The 20,979-nt window shown below is 66.4% G+C and carries 16 protein-coding genes; 9 read left to right on the top strand and 7 right to left on the bottom strand.

Going from position 1 to position 20,979, the window contains the following annotated elements; all coding sequences use genetic code 11:
- Window positions 1-273 precede the first annotated feature (273 nt).
- Window positions 274-1,137, top strand: a complete 864-nt coding sequence (locus ACOQPD_RS14460; protein ID WP_420612664.1) for an ABC transporter ATP-binding protein — start codon at window positions 274-276, stop codon at window positions 1,135-1,137.
- On the top strand, window positions 1,134-1,925 hold the full coding sequence (locus tag ACOQPD_RS14455; protein ID WP_420612663.1) for an ABC transporter permease: 792 nt from the start codon (window positions 1,134-1,136) through the stop codon (window positions 1,923-1,925). Before ACOQPD_RS14460 ends, ACOQPD_RS14455 begins: the two co-directional genes overlap by 4 nt.
- Window positions 1,926-1,991: 66 nt before the next feature.
- Here ACOQPD_RS14455 and ACOQPD_RS14450 read toward each other — a convergent pair whose 3' ends face one another.
- Together ACOQPD_RS14450 and ACOQPD_RS14445 are read right to left on the bottom strand one after the other, a co-directional pair.
- Window positions 1,992-2,123 (bottom strand): hypothetical protein, encoded by a 132-nt coding sequence (locus ACOQPD_RS14450; RefSeq protein WP_420612662.1) that lies wholly within the window; start codon window positions 2,121-2,123, stop codon window positions 1,992-1,994.
- 14 nt (window positions 2,124-2,137) lie between these two features.
- Window positions 2,138-2,515 (bottom strand): hypothetical protein, encoded by a 378-nt coding sequence (locus ACOQPD_RS14445; RefSeq protein WP_420612661.1) that lies wholly within the window; start codon window positions 2,513-2,515, stop codon window positions 2,138-2,140.
- A 354-nt stretch (window positions 2,516-2,869) separates the two neighbouring features.
- Between ACOQPD_RS14445 and ACOQPD_RS14440 the strand changes: the two genes are divergently transcribed.
- Together ACOQPD_RS14440 and ACOQPD_RS14435 are read left to right on the top strand one after the other, a co-directional pair.
- On the top strand, window positions 2,870-7,972 hold the full coding sequence (locus ACOQPD_RS14440; protein ID WP_420612660.1) for a RecQ family ATP-dependent DNA helicase: 5,103 nt from the start codon (window positions 2,870-2,872) through the stop codon (window positions 7,970-7,972).
- 65 nt (window positions 7,973-8,037) lie between these two features.
- A complete protein-coding gene (locus ACOQPD_RS14435; RefSeq protein WP_420612659.1) occupies window positions 8,038-9,852 on the top strand; it encodes a DEAD/DEAH box helicase in 1,815 nt (604 codons plus the stop codon).
- Window positions 9,853-10,068: 216 nt separating this feature from the next.
- On the opposite strand, the gene ACOQPD_RS14430 is transcribed toward ACOQPD_RS14435, so the two are convergent.
- From ACOQPD_RS14430 to ACOQPD_RS14420, 3 genes are all read right to left on the bottom strand, one after another.
- Window positions 10,069-10,386, bottom strand: coding sequence for a type II toxin-antitoxin system PemK/MazF family toxin (locus tag ACOQPD_RS14430; protein WP_420612658.1), 318 nt, complete (start codon window positions 10,384-10,386; stop codon window positions 10,069-10,071).
- Window positions 10,380-10,610, bottom strand: a complete 231-nt coding sequence (locus ACOQPD_RS14425; protein WP_420612657.1) for a hypothetical protein — start codon at window positions 10,608-10,610, stop codon at window positions 10,380-10,382. Before ACOQPD_RS14425 ends, ACOQPD_RS14430 begins: the two co-directional genes overlap by 7 nt.
- 176 nt (window positions 10,611-10,786) lie before the next feature.
- Window positions 10,787-11,869, bottom strand: a complete 1,083-nt coding sequence (locus tag ACOQPD_RS14420) for an ABC transporter substrate-binding protein (RefSeq protein ID WP_420612656.1) — start codon at window positions 11,867-11,869, stop codon at window positions 10,787-10,789.
- Window positions 11,870-12,064: 195 nt separating this feature from the next.
- Between ACOQPD_RS14420 and ACOQPD_RS14415 the strand changes: the two genes are divergently transcribed.
- Genes ACOQPD_RS14415 through ACOQPD_RS14395 form a run of 5 tightly spaced genes read left to right on the top strand, consistent with a single transcriptional unit; the run spans window position 12,065 to window position 17,625 of the window.
- On the top strand, window positions 12,065-12,466 hold the full coding sequence (locus ACOQPD_RS14415; protein WP_420612655.1) for a RidA family protein: 402 nt from the start codon (window positions 12,065-12,067) through the stop codon (window positions 12,464-12,466).
- 21 nt (window positions 12,467-12,487) lie between these two features.
- Window positions 12,488-13,360 (top strand): FAD binding domain-containing protein, encoded by an 873-nt coding sequence (locus ACOQPD_RS14410; RefSeq protein WP_420612654.1) that lies wholly within the window; start codon window positions 12,488-12,490, stop codon window positions 13,358-13,360.
- Complete coding sequence (locus tag ACOQPD_RS14405) at window positions 13,351-13,842, top strand: (2Fe-2S)-binding protein (RefSeq protein WP_420614397.1); 492 nt, start codon at window positions 13,351-13,353, stop codon at window positions 13,840-13,842. The genes ACOQPD_RS14410 and ACOQPD_RS14405 overlap by 10 nt, the downstream gene beginning before the upstream one ends.
- Entirely contained in the window at window positions 13,839-16,196 is a 2,358-nt protein-coding gene (locus ACOQPD_RS14400) for a xanthine dehydrogenase family protein molybdopterin-binding subunit (protein WP_420612653.1), read from the top strand. The genes ACOQPD_RS14405 and ACOQPD_RS14400 overlap by 4 nt, the downstream gene beginning before the upstream one ends.
- Before the next feature lie 40 nt (window positions 16,197-16,236).
- Window positions 16,237-17,625 carry a dihydroorotase gene (locus ACOQPD_RS14395; protein ID WP_420612652.1) on the top strand — a complete coding sequence of 463 codons (1,389 nt, stop codon included), beginning with the start codon at window positions 16,237-16,239 and terminating at the stop codon, window positions 17,623-17,625.
- A gap of 488 nt (window positions 17,626-18,113) precedes the next feature.
- Here ACOQPD_RS14395 and ACOQPD_RS14390 read toward each other — a convergent pair whose 3' ends face one another.
- Both ACOQPD_RS14390 and ACOQPD_RS14385 read right to left on the bottom strand, forming a co-directional pair.
- On the bottom strand, window positions 18,114-19,187 hold the full coding sequence (locus tag ACOQPD_RS14390) for an LLM class flavin-dependent oxidoreductase (protein ID WP_420612651.1): 1,074 nt from the start codon (window positions 19,185-19,187) through the stop codon (window positions 18,114-18,116).
- 196 nt (window positions 19,188-19,383) lie between these two features.
- Window positions 19,384-20,700, bottom strand: a complete 1,317-nt coding sequence (locus ACOQPD_RS14385; RefSeq protein WP_420612650.1) for a DEAD/DEAH box helicase — start codon at window positions 20,698-20,700, stop codon at window positions 19,384-19,386.
- Window positions 20,701-20,979: the final 279 nt, after the last annotated feature.

Genomic DNA, 20,979 nt, shown 5'->3' with positions numbered 1-20,979 from the left:
ATTGGTAGTCACCCGATCCGGGAACGGAGAGATCGGGCGCGCCCTGCGTAGCGCCTGCCAGGCGTGAGAGCGCCGCAGGTCGTAGCATATAATCGAGTAGGGCATGTTGGCTCCAATTCGCCCGTTGAAGGTACGGCTTCATCGCCCTCCTCATCGTCGGCAACCCGCCCCTGGAGGAGAAGTTCCAAGCTGTCCGAGCATGCGCCACCTAGGCTGATCCAGCACGCGGGTTCGATCTGTCGGACCCGAGTTCCTCGTCGGAAGGGCTAGTCCATGTCTCGACTGCTCGGTGGCAAGAAGAGGATCCGGGCCACCGTGGGCGATGTGGGCCCGCCCCGGCAACTCCCGCACGGGCACCCGGCGGTGCGGGTGGAAGGCGTGACCAAGATCTATAACGAGGACACCCCCCAGCAGTTGCTGGCGCTCGACAACATCAGCATGGAAATCGCACAGGGCGAGGTGGTGGCACTGCTCGGACCGAGCGGCTGCGGCAAGAGCACCCTGCTGAAGATGATCGGAGGCCTCTACCCGCCCACCGGCGGCCGGATTCTCGTCGACGGCGTCCCGGTGACCGAGCCCGGCGAGTTGACCGGGATGATGTTCCAGAAGCCGGTCCTGTTCCCCTGGCTCAAGGTGGTGGACAACGTGCTGCTGCCGGTCCGGACCCAGGGCGCCAAGCGGTCGGAGTTCCTCGACCGCGCCCTCGACCTGATCGCACTGGCGGGACTCCAGGGCTTCGAGGAAAGCTACCCGTGGGAGCTCTCGGGAGGTATGCAGCAGCGGGTCGCCATCTGCCGGATGCTGATGGGCGAGCCGAGGGTTCTGTTGCTCGACGAGCCGTTCGGGGCGCTGGACGAGATGACCCGCGAGTACATGGATCTTGAGCTCCGGCGCATCATCATCCGCCAGAACCGGAGCGCGCTGCTGGTCACCCACAACCCGCTCGAGGCGGCGTTCATCGGCGACCGCGTCGTGGTGATGACAAGCCGTCCGGGCAAGATCGCCGGGGAGGTGGAGGTTCCGCTCGGGAAGGACCGCTCGGAGGATCTGCTCGCCTCGGACGAACTGAACGTCTACATCAGGGAGGCGCGATCCCTGCTCGAGCTGGCCAAGGACAGCATGGGACGCCCGCTGTGAGCGAACGGGCCAAGTCGGCGCTCACCTTCCTCGCGTCCCTGGTGGTGATCATGGGGGCCTGGGAATACGTGTCACGGAGCGGCGGGGTCAACCCGATCGTGGTGCCGGCGCCGTCCTCGATCGCGGAGGCCATCTGGTTCGTGATCACCAACCTGTTCAGCAACCTGGCCTACTGGCAGGACACCTGGATCACCCTGTACGAGATCGTGTTCGGATTCCTGCTCGGGTCGGGAACGGCGATCTTCGTCGGTTCGCTGGTCGCGGAGTTCGCCACCGCCCGGCGGATCGTGATCCCTTACACCATCGCCCTCAACTCGACCCCCAAGATCGCCATCGCTCCGCTGTTCGTGATCTGGTTCGGATTCGGGGCCATGCCGAAGATCCTCATCGCCGCGGTCATCTGCTTCTTCCCGGTGTTCGTGAACACGGTCACCGGCTTGCAGTCCACCGAGGAGGAGGAACTGGAACTGATGGCGTCGATCCGGGCCTCCCGGTGGCAGACGTTCCTCCGGCTCAAGCTTCCCCGCTCCGCCCCGTTCGTGTTCGCCTCGCTCCGCACCGCCATGGCCTTCGCCGCGATCGGGGCGGTCATCGGCGAGTTCGCCGGCGCCCAGGACGGGCTGGGATTCCAGATCGAATTCGCGGCCGCACGGCTGGAGACCGCCCGGCTTTTCGCCTTCCTGTTCGTGGTGTCACTGCTCGCCTACCTGCTCTACTCGCTGATCGCCTACACCGAGCGCAAGGTCATCTTCTGGTCGGCGACCACCAGGATGCAGCGCCTCCAGTAGTAGCAGGACGAGGAACACCACCGGTATGGGATCGCACTACGAGGCCTTGGTCCGGGATGTGGCCGCTTATTCCGGCGAAGCCTTGACCGCAGTCGCCCGGCCCTCCACCAGCCTTCCGTCGCCGGCGCCGCCCTCGGCCAGAGCTCGCTCAATCTCCTCGGCCAGGTCCGAGATCAGCCATCCGGTCGCTTCGGTCATATCAAGCGGGAAACCTAGCCATCGGCCGGCTGCCCGGCATCGTCCCGCCGGATGATGTAGACGAGGCCGATCACCGGAACCACGGCAAATGTCAGCGGTAGCGGCCAGTCGCCCCGTATGGTCCCCTGGCCGATCAGAACAGCCATCAGGATGTCCCCGCCGATGCTCACCGCCAGCATCGCCAACGTGATACGCCGGATGAGCAGGCTGGACCACTCGGATGACACCACGGCGTAGAGGAGCAGGAGGGCCGCCAGCGGGTGCACCGCGCCGAGGAGGAGGCGCTCCGGCGCGGAGCCCCCGTCGGCGAAGTTCGCCACCAGGGCGATCAGTGCCGACCACCCGAGATGCAGCGAAGCCAGGACGACCATCACTACCTTCGTTCCAGCCATACCAGCCCTTCCTTGATCCGCAGGCGCCCATCCCGCAACAGTCGAGAGGCCACCATTACACAAATGAACAGGTCAACACCGCACCATAACGGAACCGGCCTGTTTCGGTAGTGGTCATGTCTCCTGATATACGTCTATCGCCTGCTCAAGTACTCGTCGAGACCCTGGACGAAGGGCAGGATGTAGAGACGGGTACTAGGCGGAGCGGACGCAGTGTTGGTCCCACACTCGGCTGATAGACCCCCCCCCCCCGACCACAATGGGTAGTCCTGCCAACGACCGAGCGCAGAACGTACACCGAGCACTTCATGCGGCGGCGAGACCTTGCGCCCGGACCGGTAGCATCGCACGGCTATGGGTTCGGTGGTGGAGTTCGTGGTGTTCGATCTGGAGACGAACGCCGACCGGCCCGACCCGTCGGAGCACGAGATCATCCAGATCGGGGCGGTTCGCGCCGGGCTGACGGGCAAGATCGACAGCTTCGAGACGCTGGTGCGGCCCGAGCGGAGGCTGCCGGAGCGGATCACCCGGTTGACGGGTCTCGAATACGCCGAACTCGCCGGCGCGCCGCCGCTTGCGGATGCTCTCCAGAGGTTCTTCGCCTGGGTCGGGGACCGCCCGATGGTGGCCCACCACGGACTGGGATACGACTTTGTGGTACTGGACGCTGCCGCAGCCGGAGCCGGCCTCGACCCACCGTCCGGGCCCCGGCTCGACTCCCTCGAGCTCGCCCACCTGGTCCACGCTCGGGCAGGGACCGCCATCCGGGGAGTGGATGGGCGCCACCCTCCCCCCGGGCGCAGCCTGGACAATCTGGCTGAGTTCTACGGGATCCCGGGAAGGGACCGGCACGAAGCTCTGGTCGACGCGCGTATTACCCACCAGATCGTGCTGAAGTTGCTCGAGGAACTCGATCAACCCACGTCCGCTCGCCGCCTGCAACGCTGGATCCTCGGTCGGGTCGGGCACCCCTGGGCCGGGTTCGTCACGACGCCCGGACAGCCTGTGGCCCTTCACGAGGCGGTTTCCGCTCCGGTCTCCGGCGGACCCATCGAAGCCACCGGCCGGTTCGACATCGATCGGGTCGTAAGGGCGTTCCAGGCCGGAGGCGCCTTGATGACCGCCGGACGGACGCCACGACCCCAGCAAGCGAAGATGGCCGGTCTGGTGTCCAGGGCTCTCTCACGCCCGGGGGAGCGGGCCATGATCGAAGCACCGACCGGAACCGGCAAGACGCTCGCCTACCTGGTTCCCGCCATCGAGATGGCTCGGGCCTCAGGCCGGATGGCAATCATCACCCCCCACTCGCGCGTTCTCCAGGACCAGATCCTGGAAACTCTGGAGGATCTCAAGGACCAGATCGGCCCGTTCTCCAGGGTGGTCATGAAGGGCCGGCAGAACTACATCAGCCTGAAAGCCCTGGATGCGGAGCTCACCGGCCTGGAAGAGGAGACGGATCGGAGCACCATCCGCCACGCCGAAGGGATGGCTCTGGCGATCCTCTGCGGTTGGGTGGCGCAAACGCCGAGCGGAGATTGGGCCGATCTTCGCGCCGCGGCGATCGAGGGTCGGCTGACTCCGCTGCGGTTCTTCCGCTGGAAACTGCGTGTAAACGACCGGCCGGGCCCCATGCGCGGTCCGCTCGACAAGCTGGACTTCTATCGCCGCGCCCGGCGTGCGCTGGGGCACTCCCACCTGGCCATCCTCAACCATGCCCTTCTCGCCACCGACCCGGGCCTACCCGACGGCTTCAACCTGATCGTCGACGAAGCCCACGACCTGGAGGACTCGGTGACCTCGGCCGCCACCCGAGTGGTCACCAGTGAGCAACTGGAGAGGCTCTGCGCCGCGATCTGGGACGGTGAGAGGCGCCACGGGTTGGTGGTCAGGCTGGCGACCGCCACCGGGGCAGGCCTCCGGAACGAGAAGATCGCGGCGATGCGGCAGGCGGCTTTGGATGCTCGCTCCGCGATCGACGCATTCGGAGCACCCCTTACCGAGTACCTGAGGGATCGGACCGGCATCACACGCGAGCAGGCCGCCCGGTACGGCGCCTCCTACCGCATCCGGCGTGGTGTGGACACCCGCCACCCCGCCTACCAGGCCGTGATCAACCGGGAACGTGCCATGCGGAGCAGTCTGAGGCGACTCATCACGACCCTGGACGACTTCGTGGTTCCGAAGGTGTTGAGAGGTCGCTACCGCCGTGACGCCTTGGAGGATGAGCTGGCCCGGCTGGGTCGGGAGCTCAGCGAGGCCGCAAAGCTGGCCGAAGCCGTCCTGTGGGCCTCGACCGACCTGCGCCTCTTCGATGACGACGGCGATCCCGACCTGACGGACTGGATCAACATCGCCGATGTCTCCTTCACCGGTTCACCGGACGGGACAGGGGACGGCCAGGATGGGGATGGGCCCGACGAGGACAGCTGGCAATGGGCGCTGCGTAGGGTTCCGCTCTCCGTGGCAGGCATGCTGTCGGACCTCTGGAAGCGCAGCCACTCGACCGTGCTCACCTCCGCGACGCTCCGCAGCGGCGACAGCTTCGACTACCTGATCAGGCGGCTCGGGATCGGCTCGGCCCGCACGGTGGTGCTCGACTCCCCCTTCGAGAAGCTCTCGGAACAGCATCTGCTCCTGCTCACGGACTATTTGCCCGCTCCCCGGGGAAGCCTGATGGATCGCTTCACCGAGACGGAAGCCCGGGAGATACCGAGACTGTGCGTGGCGAGCGACGGAGGCGCCCTCGCCCTGATGACCGCGCGAGCCCGCCTCCACTACGTCCGGGACCATGCCCGACCCCACCTCGCTCCTCTCGGCCTCGAACTCCTCGCCCAGGGAGACGGATCCTCCGCGGCGCTCGTCGAGCGGATGCGGGCCGATCGGTCCACCTCCTTGCTGGGCTTGAGATCGTTCTGGGAAGGGGTGGACATTCCGGGAGATGCGCTGCGGCTTCTCATCATCGAGAAGATCCCTTTCGACTCGATCGGCGATCCGGTGGCGGCCGCCAGGACAGACCTGATCGAGAGGCAGAACCTGGACCCGTTCGCCGAGTACATCGTCCCCAGGGCTGCCATCGCCTTCGCCCAGGGGGTGGGCAGGCTGATCCGCACGGCCGACGACACCGGTGTCACCGTGGTGCTCGACAACCGGATCAGGCGACCGGTCGGCTATCGCGACGTGCTTCTGCGGAGCCTGTCCGGACCGCCCCGGCGGCGGGACATCGACACCCCTGAGGAGGCCTACCGGGCGATCACCGACCACCTGCGTATCGATCTCGACGAGGAACGGCGGGGACGGATCGAGAAGATACCCGGCGTCCCGACGCTCTCGCAGGGCGCTCTGGAAATCACTGCCGAGGCAGCCCTTGACCGGCAGACCGTCGGCGATCGACTGGAAGCAGCCCGGCAATGGCTGGGCTTCGAAACCTGGCGGCCGGGCCAGCAGGAGATCATGACCAGGTTCATCGAGGGCAAGGACATGGTGGCCGTCCTCCCCACCGGATCGGGCAAGTCGGTCACCTACCAGGTACCCGCCCTGGTCTCCCCCGGCGTGACGCTGGTGATCTCGCCGCTGATCGCCCTTATGAGAGACCAGGTCGACAACCTTCGGGCCAAGGGGGTCACCGAGGCGGCCGCCATATACGCCGGAGTCGGGCAGGCCGAGCAGCGTGACATCCTCCGGGCCGCCACCGATGGCCATATCAAGCTGCTCTACGTGAGCCCGGAACGCCTGTGGTCGCCGATGTTCCGATCCTGGCTGGGGAAGGTGGACGTCAGGAGGATCGCCATCGACGAAGCCCACTGCATCTCGATGTGGGGCCACTCCTTCCGCCCGGAATACGCGGTGATCCCGCGAGCGATCTCCGATGTCACTACCTCCCGACTGCCCGTGCTCGCGGTGACCGCCACCGCCACTCCGCAGGTGCTCGACGACATGTCGGACCTGCTGGAACTCCCGGACCCGTCGAAGCTGAGCGGTTCGGCGAACCGGCCCGAGATCCAGTACTTCGTGGAGAGATGCCGGAACAAACGCGACCGTGACCTCCGGGTCGCCAGGGTGGTCGAAGCCTTCCGGCGGCAGAGCGCCATCGTCTACGTGCCGGCCCGCAAGGACACCACCCGCCTGTCCGCCCTGCTCCGTATCTTCGGGCACCGGGTGCGGCCGTACAGCGGCGCCATGGAGTACACCGAACGGGAACACACCGAGGATGCCTTCCGCCACGGTGAGATCGACGTGGTGGTGGCTACGAAGGCATTCGGACTCGGGATCGACAAGCCCGACATCGCCCTGATCGTCCATCTCGAGATGCCGGCCTCCATCGAGGAGTACGTGCAGGAGACCGGTCGGGTGGCCCGGGGCGCTCGTGACGGTACGGGACCGGAAACGGGGACGGCGGTGCTCATGGTCACGCCGCGGGACTGTCAGATCCACGAGTACTTCATCCGCTCCTCCGTACCGGAACCGGACGAGGTTTACGAGGTGTTCGGCCGCCTCCGTCGCGGATTGAACTTTCTCGATCCCGCTTCCCTCTCGAACCGCCCGGAAGGCGAGGACGAGGAGAGGGACCAGACCAAGGCGCTCGCCCTGCACTACCTGGACCGGATCGGCGCCGTGACCAGGCACCAGGACTTCGTGCTGGTGGGCCGGGTCACGCTCGTCGAGCACACCTGGGAACTGTTCGACGACTACCGCAGGCGGCACCGGGAGCGAGCCGACCGAGCAGAGGCCGTACTCCGTCACGCCGAGAGGGTGGGAGGCGACTACCGGTGGAATTCATGGCAGGACCGCCTCGGGATGACGCCTGCCCAGACCGAGGCGGTGCTCTTCGACCTGCAGAAGGAGGACATCTGCGACTTCACCGGCTGGAAGTTCGGCTGGGTATTCGAGCTCCTGGACGGTGCCGAGCCGGACCGGCCGCGCCTGCGCGAGATGCTGCGGATCCAGCGGGACGCGGTCGAGCAGCGGGCGATCAAGGCTCGGGAACTGGCGCGCGGCGATCCCGCTTGCCGCCGGCGCGAGATGCTCCGCTACCTGGGCGAGAGCGAGCCGGGTTTCGCCACCTGCGGCGGATGTGACGCATGCACGCCCGGCCTCCCCCGCCGGTGGGCAAGGATCGATGTTCAGCACGAGCAGGTTCAGGAGGCCGTGGAAGAAACCGCCAACCTCACCATCCTGCTCCTCGTCGACAGCGTCTCGGAAGGGCTGTGGTCGAAACGCAACCTCATCAGGACGCTGCGGGGGGACGGCGGGGGGCCGTACCCGCTCGACCGGCGCCTGGCGCTGCACAGCTGTTTCGCGCAACTGGCGATGCTGGCCACCGACCAGGTGGAGGACCGGATCGACGACTTGATCCACGAAGGCATCCTCGAGGCGATATCTCCGGATGGCCGCAACTACCAAACCCTCCGGCTGACCGAGCGTGGCCAGGAGATCGTCCGGGGACGCTACGCCCGCTAGCCGGCCTCGCCGCAGGAGGACGGGGGCGGTACCGTCCGCCGACGCGTCCGTAAGATGCTGTGCCGATGGCCTTCCTGATCCCGGAGAACATCCCGAGCCGGTCCGGCGTGCCCGATCGGCTCAGGCATGTGGCGAGGGCGCTGCGCGACTTCGTTCCGGATGAGGCGACAGCATGGCTCAGGGCGGACGGGGACGATCCGCCGTACCTCTTGGTGCTGGACCCCGGCGCAGGGATTGCCCTGATCGAAGCCCCGCGGATCCGGACGGCGAGCCGCAGGCCGAAATGGTTCAGCAGATACCTCGAGGAGGAGGACATACTCCGAATCAGGGACGACATCGCCGAGCTGGTAGTGGACCTGCGGTCCCGGATCGACCGGTCGCTGGTCCGCTCCCTACCGGTCCGCCACGTGGTGGCGGCGCCCGACCACGATGAACCGGTGGAGGGATTCCAGCCCGGAGAGAACCAGGCTCTCCTGCTGGGGTCCGACATGACCGAGGACCGTATGCATGCGGCCCTCCGGCGGATTCTGGGCGCCACCACCGATGCTCCCCTCAGCGAGCAGCAGGAGAACCGGGTCCGAGCCGAGATCAACCCTCGGGTGGTCATCGATCCGAAGGTGATCGGGTCGGAATCGGAGACCGGGCAAACCCTCCCCCTGTTCCAGGAGCCCGAGCTGGCGCCGGAGGACGTAATCCGGGTGATGGACCGCCGCCAGGAACGGCTCGCCGAGCACATGGGCTGGGGATACAGGATGCTGCGAGGGGTGGCCGGGAGCGGCAAGACACTGGTGCTGACCCATCGGGCCCGGTTCCTTCACGACAGGTTCCCGACCTTCCGCATTCTGGTGCTCTGCTACAACCGGCTGCTGTCCAACGCCCTCCAGCAGATGGTCGAGCGGGGGGACCGCATGACCGTGACCAACATCGACCGCCTCGCCTTCAGCCTGGCCCGAGGAAGGGCGTCGGGAGGCAAGCTCGACTTCGAGGCGCAGCGGCGCCGGGCGGTCGAAGCCGCCAAGCGGCTACCCGACTCCCGGCGGTACGACATCGTGCTGGTCGACGAGGCCCAGGACTTCGATGACACCGCCCTCGACCTGGCCTACGCCATGCTCAAGAACTCCCGCCGGAACCTCCAGCCTGCCGGCCTGGGTCTTCGCTCCTACCAGGCCGGCCACCTCGTCCTGGCGCTGGACAGCGCCCAGAACCTCTACCGCCGGAGCATGACCTGGAACCCACCCGGACTCAACGCTCGGGGACGCACCACGATCTTCCGGCGGAACTACCGCAACACCCGCCAGATACTCGACTTCGCCTGGGGTTTCCTGGCCGGGTCATCCGGCCCGCCATCGACTATGAAGCCTGATGACGGCGACCTCGTGCATCCCGAGGCCAGCTACCGGTGCGGTCCGCCGCCCAACGTTCTCGAATGCGGAAGCCTTCGGGACGAGGCCCGCGCCATCGCTTCGGAGATCGCGCGCATCCTCCAGTCAGGAGTCGAAGTCAGGGACATCGCTGTCATGTACGGGCACCACGATCTGCAGAAGAACCTGTGGTCCGAATGCCGGCGACGCGGGCTTCCCTATTTCCACATCCAGCACAAGGACCCCAAGAGCACGGAGGACCGCAGGGACACGGCCATGACGATCCGGGACAAGATCCGAGTCTCGACCATCCACGGCCTCAAGGGCCTCGAGTTCAGCCGGATAATCATCGGAGGTGTCAACCAGGCCTACGCCCACGATGTCCCCGAAGAGGAGCAGACCGAAGCCGTCAAGCGGCTCGTCTACGTGGGCATGACGAGAGCGATGGACGAACTGGTGGTCACCTACTCCGGCGCCGGTGACATCGGACACGCCCTGCGGGACGCCGCCCGAACGTAGACGAAGCTCGCGATTCGGGACTGATCAATCACCTGCCAAACCTGCGTGCATGCCCTCCGGCCGGGTAAAAGTGGCGCAGGCACGCGAAGACAGCCCGATTTGGTAGATCGTTTGTACCGGATTTGGTAGATCAAATCGATCCGGACTGGTAGAGAGGCTGTAGCGGAAATCCGCACCGCCACGGCCGTCGCCGCGATAGAGGCGGTCATCGGCGAGTCACAGGCCCAGCACTGATCGAACGCCGTCGTCGATGGCGGCCAATAGTGGGCGCGGTAGCTGACCGACACGCTCTGCCAGCCAGGACCGGTCCACCAACTCGAGGCCCAGGGCCACAGCAACAGATTCCTTCGGCAAACCCGTGGCCGAAGGATCCAGCAGCACGTTGCCGGCGAGTCCCGCTCTCTCGAGGTTCGAGGTCAACGGCACGACATGGGTCTGCCAGACGTCAACGGCGAGAACATCGCCGGAGGACACGATCACACACGGCCGGAGCTTGTCGAGTTCGATCCAATAGACCTCGCCTCGAGTTACCACGGGGCCGATCTTCCCATCCGCTCACCTACGGCACGGGCATCCTGCCGATCCGGCCGCTCACGGGCCGCCAGCGCTGCATCCGCCAAGAGCTGCTGGGCAAAGGAAAGCGTCGACCGGGCCGAATGGCGGCGGAGTTGGTCGGTCACCCACCTCGAAAAGGGCATGTCGAGGCTCTCGATAATGGGCATCACGTCGTCTGGGACGCTTATCGTCTTGTTCGGCATGTACGTATGTTACATACATACTGTGCGAACCGTGCGCCAAGTCCGTCCGGCCAGCCGTGAACCTGCGCAGAATGGCTTAGCCGGGTCTAGCTCAGCGGGACAGCCCTCTCTAAACAGGCACAGAGCGGAAGGGCCGCCGGATGGCGGCCCTTCCGAGTGCTTGGATCGACGGTCGATCAGGCTGAGGTGGCGGCGTCCCGCTCGGCCTGCTTGTCGAAGTCGTTGATGGTGTCGATGAACTCGTTGGTATAGACCGACTCGGGATCGAAGCCATCACCGAGGGTGCCACGCGATGCGAGCAGGTCGATGTAGGCCGTCCACGAATCCGGACGGTTCCAACCCAGCCGGTTGCCGGAGTCCTCATAGGGCAACTGCCGCTTGATGCTCTCCTCGATGGCCAGCTTGTCGAACCCCTCGGGATCGCCCACCTGGTCGGGGCGCTCAGCGGCGATCGCGTCCAGGCCGGCTCTCGGATCGGCGTGGGTGTACTCGGCCGCCCGGGCGATGGGCCGCAGCAAGCACTCGACAAGGTCGGGGTTGTCGTCGATCAGCTCCTGCTGGACCACGATGCTGGCCCCGTTGAGCAGCCCGAACTCGCCAAGGTCGAACTCATTCAACTCGACCTCGAATCCGAGCTCGATCACGTTGAAGTAATCCGAGAAGTAGGCCACGATCCGGTCGCTGTCGAAGGCTGCGGCCGTGGTACCACCAGCCCCGGTCTCGATTATCTCGACATCCGCCTCCGGGTCGATTCCCGCAGCGGCCAGCATGCTCTCGAAGAAGGGAACCTCACCGGCGGTGGCCTCCGACACACCCAGGGTCTGGCCTGCGAAGGACTCGATCGTCGTGTAGGGCGAGCCCGCAGGCGTCACCAACGCGTAGATGAGCCGGTTCTGGAGAACGAACACCACCTTCAGGTTCTCGCCAAGGGCAACCGCGTCAACGATCGGGCCGGGATCGGCCAGACCGAACTCCACGTTGTTGGCAACCACCTGCTGGACCACCGAAGCGCTGCCGTCGGCGAACTCGATGTTTACCGAGATTCCCTCCTCTTCGTAGTAGCCGAGCGACTCCGCCACGAAGATCGAGTAGAACGGGACCGCGAACGGGAACGGAAGGAGGAAGGTTGTCTCACGCAGTTCACCGTCGACCGCGCAACCGGCGCCGGACGACTCGGAATCATCTCCGCAAGCTGCTGCAACCAGTGCGAGCGCCAGTAGCCCTGCTACCGCACCCGCCCATCTCGAGTTTCTCTTCATTCTGTCCCTCCGTGTGTGGGTTACCGATCCAAAACGGCGCCGTGAAGCGTACACGACCACCATATCCGGTGTGCTCAAACCGGGCACCCTGACGGGCCGGGGCTAACCTGCGGATCCGGCCGTTGCGGTCGGCCCGGCCACCACATCAACGATCACCCATCCCCGGCATTTGGCCATGCCAGAAAGGGAGCCCAAGTGGGCAGGAGCGCGATCAACAGCCCGGAGTACCACGTCCCGATCGACGGCTTCGCCCAGATCATCGCCGCCGAACCCGGCACCGGGACCCTCTACGTGAGCGGGCTAACTTCCCGAACCGCCGACGGAACGATCGTCGGGATCGACGACATGGCAGCCCAGGCGCGCCAAGTTCTCGTAAACATGTCCAACATACTCGATGCCGCCGGAGCGACGCTTGATGATGTGGTTCAGATCCGGACCTACGTGACCGATATCAGCCTGTGGAATGAGATCGAGCCGGTGTGGCGCGATTACTGGGGCGAGGTGTGGCCGGCGTCGACTCTGGTTCAGATCGAGCGGCTGTTCGACCCGAGACAGATGATCGAGATGGAGGCGATTGCCCGAATCGAGCGCCCGTGAAGCCGGCGATGGTGTAGGTCGGTGGTACCGGCGCCGTTCAGCTACTTCGCGCCCGACTCGCTCGAGGAGGCGCTCTCACTCCTCGGCGAGCACGGCGACTCGGCCAAGATCCTGGCGGGTGGCCAGAGCCTGTTGCCGCTGATGGCGTTCCGCCTGGTCCGGCCCGCAGTGCTGGTCGATCTCGGGAGAATCGAGGCGCTCGGCCGCCACGAGCTCGCCGGTGACCGCCTGACCATCGGCGCCATGGTCACCCATCGGACCATCGAGTTGGACCACCGGATCACCTCCCGGTGCGACATGCTGCGCGAAGCCCTGGACGTGTTGGGCCACGTCGCCATCCGCAACGTCGGCACGGTCGGCGGAAGCCTCGCCCACGCCGATCCCGCCGCCGAGTGGCTCGCCGTCGCGCTCGCCATGGACGGACGGATCATGGTGACCGGACCGCGGGGCAGTCGCGACGTGGCGGCGGACGGCTTTGCCACCGGATGGATGACCAGTTGCCTGGCCCCCGACGAAATCGTGACCGGCGTCCGGCTGAACATGCCGGGGACGGGCACCGGCACCGCATTCGAAGAGGTGGCGAGGAGGCACGGGGATTTCGCGGTGGTCGGCGTGGCGGCCAGGGTGTCGGTAGCCGGCGAGGCGATTGCCGGCGCCAGGATTGCGCTGGCGGGCGCCTCCTCGACCCCGATCCGGGCGCACCGCGCCGAGGCGCTGCTGGCAGGTACGGCCCTGTCCGGCCCGGACTTGGACGCTGCCTGCGAAGCGGCCGCCTCCGAGACCGAACCGGTGGCCGACCTGCATGGAAGCGTGGAATACAAACAGCACCTGGCCCTGGCGCTGGTGCGTCGGGCCGTGCGGCGCGCCTATAACCGCGCGGTGGCATCACAGTGACCTCAGACCTTCACGGCATCACCTTGACGGTTAACGGCGCCGAGGTGGCGGCGCAGGTTGAGTCCCGCCAGACCCTGGCCGGAATGTTGCGGGACCAGCTGGGCCTCACCGGGACCAACCTCGGGTGCGAGCACGGAGTATGCGGCGCCTGCACGGTGCTCATCGATGGCAGGACGGCCCGCTCCTGCACGTTGTTGGCGGTCCAGGCCCATGGCAGGTCGGTGACCACAGTGGAGGGTCTGGCGGCTGAAGGAGAGCCCTTGCACCCGGTACAGCAGGCCTTCGCCGACCACCATGCTCTCCAGTGCGGCTTCTGTACCCCGGGATTCCTGCTGACCACCATCGAGTATCTGGGGGAGGAGCCGGAGGCTGACCCCGACTCCATCCGGCAGCGGTTGTCCTCCAACCTGTGCCGCTGCACCGGGTACCACAACATCGTGGCCGCCGTGATGGACCTCGTCGAGCGGCAGGCGGCCCGATGAGGCAGATCGGGAAGGCCCTGCCCCGCCGCGAGGACGGCCGGCTCCTGCGAGGTCAGGCCCGGTACATGGCAGACATGGCGTTTGAGGGCTTGCTTGATGCGATAGTCGTCCGCAGTCCCTTCGCCCGGGCCCGCATCCTGTCGGTGGACGCGAGCCAGGCGCTGGCCGCCCACGGCGTGGTGGCGGTGCTGACCGCCGATGATCTGGTGGGGGTCGAACCTGCCCTGACCCGACAGTTCTACTCGTTGACTCCCGCCTTCATGGAGCGCCATCAGGTGTTCCTCGGACCGTATCGAGAGCCGATCCTTGCCCAGGATCGCGTGTCGCGGATGGGCGAACCGGTGGCGTTCCTGATAGCCACCGACCGCCAGGCCGCCGAGGACGCCGCCGAATTGGTGGATGTGGACTACGAACCGCTGGAACCGATCGTCGACCCGCTCCGGGCGATGGCGCCGGGGAGCGACCTGGTGGTTTCCGATGTGCCGGGAAACGTCCAAGCCTCCTTCCACATCATCGTCGGAGATCCCGGGAGTGCCGTCGAGGCGGCGGACCGGAAAGTGAGCGGCCGGTTCCGCATCGGGCGATCGGTGGGGTCACCCATCGAGAACCGGGGCGCGGTCGGGGTACCAGCCACCGGTAACGAGCCCCTGACGGTCTGGTCCTCGACCCAGATTCCCCACATCCTCCGCGCCTATGTGGCCGAGTTCCTCCGATGCCCGCAGGAAGACCTCCGGGTGGTCGCGCCCGACATGGGCGGAAGCTTCGGCGGGGGTGTCTATGCGGAGGAACTGCTGGTGGCGTTCGCGGCCCGCCTGCTCGGCCAACCCGTACGGTGGCTGGAGGACCGCCGCGAGAACCTGGCCAACGCCCGCCATTCCCGGGATCAGATCATCGACGCGTTGCTGGCGTACGACACATCGGGGAGCTTCCGGGCCCTCGAGATGCGCATCGTCCAGGACTGCGGTTCGGCCAACCTGTTCGGGCTCACCCTCCCCTTCAACATCGCCTCCCACGCCCGCGGCCAGTTCGCCATAGATCACTTCGACGTGACCGGCCTCTGCGTCCTCACCAACAAGACCCGGAACACGCCGGTGCGGGGCGCCGGTCGCCCCGAGGCCACCTTCGTGCTCGATCGGCTGGTGGACATGGCCGCCGTCGATCTCAGCGTCGACCCGGCTGAACTGCGCCGCCGCAACCTGATTCCGGCCCGGGAAATGCCGCGTGACATGGGCATGCTGTACCGGGACGGGGCACCGATGGTGTACGACTCCGGCGACTTTCCCGACCAGCTCCGGACCGCTCTCGAGGCCTTCGACTACTGGGGAGAGCGCCGGCGGCAACGCGAGGCCGCAGGGAGTAATCTCGCCCACGGCATCGGAGTCTCGTCGCATGTGGAAGCCACCGGACTGGGTCCTCACGAGACTGCCCGCGTCGAGATCGATAACTCGGGGACGGTTGTCCTTACCTGCGGGTCCAACCCGCACGGCCAGAGCCACGCCACCACCCTCGCCCAGGTGGCCGGGGAGGCCCTCGGCGTTCGGTACGACCGGATCGAGACTCGCTTCGGAGACACGGGACTCCTGGAGCGGGGAGGAGGCACCTTCGGAAGCCGTAGCGCGGTCACGGCGGGCACCGTGGTCCACGGCGCCTCGGTCGAGCTGCGCCGGCGAATACTCGATCTGGCGTCGGAGATGCTCGAATGCGACCCCGCCGATCTCATCATCCGGGATGGCTATGTGGGTCCCAGAGGCGTACCCGGCATCTCCCTGAGTTTCGCCGAGTTGGCCACGGCCACCGCGGACCGCGCCGCCGGTACGGGGGCCGGCGCTCGGCTGCGCGCCGAGGACGAGTACGTGCCTCCGACCGTAACCTTCGGATCAGGCACCCACCTCGCGTCGGTGTTGGTGGACCGGGAGACAGGCGTGGTGACCGTGACCGGCTACGTGGTGGTGGACGACTGCGGCACGGTGCTTAACCCGATGGTGGTGGACGGCCAGCAACACGGTGGAGTAGCCCACGGGATCGGCAACGCCCTCCTCGAGGAGGCGGTGTACGACGAAGGCGGCCAGCTCCTGTCCGGAACGTTCATCGACTACCTGCTACCCACCGCAGCAGACGTTCCCGACATCGAGGTCATCCACCGCCCCCACCCCACCCCGCTCAACACCCTGGGTGTGAAAGGAGCCGGGGAAGGCTCGACAGCTTCCGCTCCCGGCGCGATCGCCAACGCCATCGCCGACGCACTCCGGCCGCTACGGATCGAGATCAACGAGCTGCCGATCACCCCCCAGCGCCTGGTGGAACTGATCCGGGCGGCCGAAGCCGAGCAGATGGAGGACCCGCCCGGAAATTAGGGTGGGGATCAAATCCCGACGGACCGCCAAGGAGCTAGGTATGCCCGCATTCGATCTCGCCGTAGTCGGTGGTTCCGTCTGGACCGCCCGAGGATTCGCCGAACGGACGGACATCTTGGTACGGGGAGAGCAGATCGTCGAGTTGCGGCCGAGCGGGGTCGGCGCGGTGGACGCTACCGAGGTCGTAGACGCCACCGATCGGCTGGTGATCCCCGGCTTGATCGACACCCACACCCACCAACGGGACCCCGGCTTCACCCACAAGGAAGACATCACCAGCGCCACCCGGGGAGCAGCCGTCGGCGGAGTGACCACCACAGTCGGGATGCCCAACGTCGACCCGCCCACCACTACTCCGGACCGCTTCCGGCGCCTCATCGATGACCAGTCCGGGCGGGCCGTGGTCGACTTCAACCACAACCCCTCCCCCACCAACGTGGAGATGGTGGCCGAGATGGCGGAGATGGGCGCGCTCGGGTTCAAGGTCTTCATGGTGGTCGACACCGCCCGCAGCTACCCGCACATGCCCGGCCTGGGTGTCCACCGTCACGACGACCTGGTCCGGATCATGGAGGCGGTGGGCGCGACCGGCCGGCCGCTGCTGGTCCATCCCAACGACCAGGCCGTGCTGGGACTGATCGAACACGCTCATTTCGACGCCGGCAAGATGGACCCCGAGTCCTACTCGAAAGCCGAATGGATGTATGACGGGATGGTGTGGAACAGCGGGGTGGCCACCCTGATCGAGCTCAACCGTGGCGTGGGCGGGCCGCTGCACGTGCTGCACATGATGTCGGACCGGACCGTGGAGTTGATCCGCCGGGCCAAGGCTGACGGGCAGGACGTCACGGCCGAGGTGAACGCTTTCGGCCTGTTCCACAGCGACTGGGACGAGATCGCCCACATGGGCCCTCTGGCCATCGGGCGGTGCCTCAAACCGGAGTGGAGGGAGTCACTCTGGGAGGGAATCGCCGACGGCACCATCGACGTGCTGGGGACCGATCATGCCCCCCACACCCTGGAAGAGAAGGCCACCGGTTGGGAGAACATGTGGGCCACCCCCACCGGGACCCCGCAACTCCAGCACTACCTGATGAAGCTGCTCGATGCATCCCACCGGGGGCTGATCTCCCTGGACAACGTGGTGCGGATCGGCTCGCACAATCCGGCCCGACGCTTCGGCCTCTACCCGCGCAAGGGCACCATCGAGGTGGGATCGGATGCCGACCTGGTGGTGATCGACTACAACGCCGAGCACACCGTCACCCGAGAGGAGGTGCTCTCCAAGGCCGGATACTCCGGATACGAAGGTCAGACCCTCAAGGGGATTCCTGTCGTGACCACCGTCAGGGGCGCCATCGTGGCCCGCGACGGAGTGGTGACCGCGGCGCCCGGATACGGACAGTTCGTCCCCCCGGTATCCGCCTGACCGCTCATGCTGGGGGCGAGCACCGGAGCCTGCGCGCCGACCCCCGAGTCCGGGTCGGTAGGAGCGGTACTGACAACTATCGGTCGGCCCCGTACCCGAAGCCAGAACCGAGGCCGAGGCGTGGCCTGCCGACCCATCCCCGTCTCTTTTCGGCATGCTCGTAGCGTTCTGCGTCGCGAAAGAACGCGAAAAATCGCACCGCCACACCCCACCCGCTGGGCCCTCCCCCTCCGCCACCACCTTGGTCCGAGCGCGGCCCGCTATGCCTCAACGGGGCGTCTCGAACGGTTTTGATCCCTCACACGACCCGGTCGACGTCGGTGCCGGACCGCTGGTAATTACGGTAATCCAACAACCTATAGCGGGCGTGTGACAGTTTCAACCCCCTTATCGCCGGGCAACGGTCCAGGCCGGAAGTAACGGTCCGGACCGGGTCGGCGGTGCGCCGTCCACCTGGCCACAAACCCCGCGAACCGACGATTCAGGACCTAGGCGAAGTTAGGGGCGACCTCCTCCTGGAAACGCGTCCACTGCTCGATCAGGTGGTCCACCGTGTGGTAGATGAACTTCATCTCGAAGGCGGTGCAGCCCGACTCGATGTAGCGGCCGATCTCCTCGCTCACGTCATCGGGTGAGCCGATCAGCGACGCCGCCCAGATGGCATCCAGCGTGTCGGTGCGCTCTTCTGGCGAGAGGTGATGGCCGGTGGTCCCCGCATAGCCCTCCTCGAAGGCCAGCATCGTCGGCTCCGCCTCGGCCCGTGCCTGCTCCGTCGTGTCGGCCAGGTACACCTGGATCTCGGTGCCGGCGGTGAACTTCTCAGGATCGCGACCCCTCGCCTCCATGCGCCGATGGATATCCGCTATCGCAGCCGGGAACTGGGGCGGGGTGATCCAGAATGACAGCCACCCGTCGGCGTAGTCAGCGATCATCTCCAGCGACTTCTCCGCCGAACCGCCGATCCAGATCGGTGGATACGGCTTCTGAACCGGTTTTGGATAGACCTCGGCGTCCTCGAAGCTGCTGAACTCGCCGCGGAAGGTGGCCTTGTCCTTGGTCCAGACCTCGCGCATCGCCTCGAAGACTTCGCGCGTGTGGCGGACCTTGGTCCCTCGCGAGATTCCCATTACCTCGAACTCGACATTGTGGGTGCTCAACGGGGCGCCCTGACCGACACCCAGCTCGAGCCGGCCGTTGCTCAGGACGTCGACGTTGGCGATCTGCTTGGCCGTTCCCAACGCTTCCCGGTACGGGAGGCATAGGACCGCCAGACCGAGGCGGATGTTCTCGGTTATGCCGGCGATGTAGGCGAGATTGGTTATCGACTCGAGGAACAGGGGCTGGTAGTCGTCACGCGCCGAGGCTTCCCAGAAGGTCTCCCGCGAACCGCACGAGATGTGCACCGAATCGAGCAACCGGTTCCAGACGAAATAGTCATGGACCCAGAGGGTGTCGAAACCGAGACGGTCGGCCTCCACCGAGGAGCGGTGGAGTGCGTCAACTCCCGACAAGGGACCTGCACACGTGACGCGTACCCCGAAGCGCGGCTGCTTGGATGCCATGTTTCTCCGATCTCGACTCACTGGTGTGGACATGAGAGGCGGCCGCGGCCGGCCGCCCTCACCATGAGATTAGCCCTGGCGTCCGGATGCCGTTCGCTATGGGACCACCGGTCGGTAGAGGTGACCGCTCCGGACGCAAGCTGGGCGGCCGGCCCGATGAGACCTTCGCGAGCCGGACACGTCGGCCGGGCTCAGGTCAGTGTCTCGCTCCGGCCGGCGCACGCTTGTTGCGACTCTTGGATGCCTTCCTTTTGTGGTTGCTGCGCGGTTTCCGGGACCCATTCTTGCTGGCTGGACGTCCCGGACTTCCGTGCTGCCTCCCGCGGACCGTAGGTTGCCGGCTCGGACCGGAAGGAGCCCCGCGGGGCTTGCGCCGGCGAGCTTTTCCGTCGAGCGGTTGGATGGCGGTGAGGTCCACATCGGTGACTTGCTGCCGCAGTCCCAGCCGGCGTTGCATGGCTCGGAGTTCCTTGACCTGATCGGGTGGAACGAGCGAGACCACGATGCCATCCCTGCCGGCTCGGGCCGTGCGGCCTGATCGGTGTAGATAGGCCTTGTGATCGGCCGGAAGGTCGTAGTGGATGATGGCGCTGACATCCTCGACATGGATGCCTCGTGCGACAACATCGGTCGCGACCAGCGCCTGCACCCTTCCGGAGGCGAAGTCGTTCAGCGCCCTGGTGCGTTGGTTCTGGTTCCGCCCGCCGTGGATCGCTGCGGTCAATATGCCTTTTCGACTGAGTTGACGGGCTACCCGATCAGAGCCACGGCGGGTTCGGCAGAAGACGATCGTGGGTCCCGTGGCATCGATCGCGCGGGCACTGACCTCGATACGGTTCGTCCTGGCCACGTTCCAGAACACATGGTCCGCCTGGACGACGTCACGAGTCCCCTTTCCCACGTCGTGCCGCACGGGGTGATGCTGGTAGTCACGGGTGAGTGAGGCAACGTCATTGTCCAGCGTGGCGGAGAACAACATCGTCTGCCGCTTCGTGGTGGTCTGATCGAGCAGGCGCCGGACGGCGGGGATGAACCCCATGTCCGCCATGCGGTCGGCCTCGTCTATGACGACGATCTCGACCGCGGAGAGGTCGGCGAAACCTTGCTGGATCAGATCTTCGAGGCGGCCCGGACACGACACCAGTATGTCGGCACCGCCGCGGAGGGCCCTGATCTGGGGGCCGTAGCCCACGCCACCGTACACGACCGCCACGCGCACCTTCCCTGAGAAGGAGCGAAGCTCGGACATGATCTGATCGGCGAGTTCGCGGGTCGGGGCCAGTACGAGCGCGTTCGGCTTGCGGGGTTCTGCACGGCGGGCTCTGGCCACGAGGGGAATCCCGAAGGCCAGTGTCTTGCCCGAGCCGGTGGGAGCGCGACCGCACACGTCGCGGCCCGCCATTGCGTCGGCCAGAGTGGCTGTCTGGATCTCGAACGGTCGGGTGATGCCGCGCCGAGCTAGGGCGCGGTCGATGGGTTTGGGTACGCCCAGCTGGGCGAATGTGGGGGGCATTGGTCTCCTTGACCCGCGCAACGCGGGCTACTCAGGGGTTCGGTGGCGCCTCGATAGGCGATGAAGAAAGGGCGGTCTCGGGTTTGGTTCACGATGACTGGAAGAACCAACACCCGTCTGCGAACCCACCAACCGACATATCAGCCGGATCGCAGGAGAGAATACCACATCCGGCGGTTCGATCCTCACCGCGGCGACCGCCGGAGGAGGGAGCAGCGATTGCGCACCGCTCCGGTGGCCATGTCGTCGGGGCGATCGGGCCCGCCCCGCGCAGGCGCC

It is taken from the genome of Candidatus Spongiisocius sp., from assembly GCF_965221825.1.
Lineage (GTDB): Bacteria > Actinomycetota > Acidimicrobiia > Spongiisociales > Spongiisociaceae > Spongiisocius.
Note: the sequence above shows the minus strand (reverse complement) of the source record. Positions and strands in the feature narration are given on the sequence as shown.